Source organism: Ferrovum myxofaciens (assembly GCF_000735045.1).
Classification (GTDB): Bacteria; Pseudomonadota; Gammaproteobacteria; order Burkholderiales; family Ferrovaceae; genus Ferrovum; species Ferrovum myxofaciens.
This window is the reverse complement of the sequence record NZ_JPOQ01000220.1, coordinates 1-366: the sequence shown is the minus strand read 5'-3', so window position 1 is coordinate 366 and position 366 is coordinate 1. Positions and strand designations below refer to the sequence as shown.

The 366-nt window shown below is 57.7% G+C and carries 1 protein-coding gene; it reads right to left on the bottom strand.

What is annotated here, in order from left to right; genetic code table 11:
* The coding region (locus IV91_RS0112925) for an IS66 family transposase (RefSeq protein ID WP_031599119.1) at window positions 1-366 on the bottom strand (366 nt) is incomplete at both ends.

The following is a 366-nucleotide window of genomic DNA, read 5'->3' as shown; positions in this document are numbered from 1 at the left end:
TGCAACACATCCACTAGGTAGTCATAGGGATTGATGTCGTGCAGCCGACAGGTGGTGATCAGGGACTGGGCCACTCCGGTCAGTTCGGCACCCACTTCGGTCCAACAGAAATTCCAATTCTTTTTCTCCATGGGGATCACCCGCAGAGCCCTTTCCAAATGGTTGGTGTCTGGGGGAACTTCGGGGTCATTCAGAAATACCCGCAGCCCTGCCTCCCGTTCCCGCGCGTAGCCCATGGCCTCCGTCAACAGGACTGCATCTGCTGGGGCATGCTCACTCTGGAGGGCCTGGGCCACCCGCTTATGCTGGCGATCCGGGTAGAACAGGAAACAGATTTCATCCTGCTCCCCATAGACGGGCCAGAAA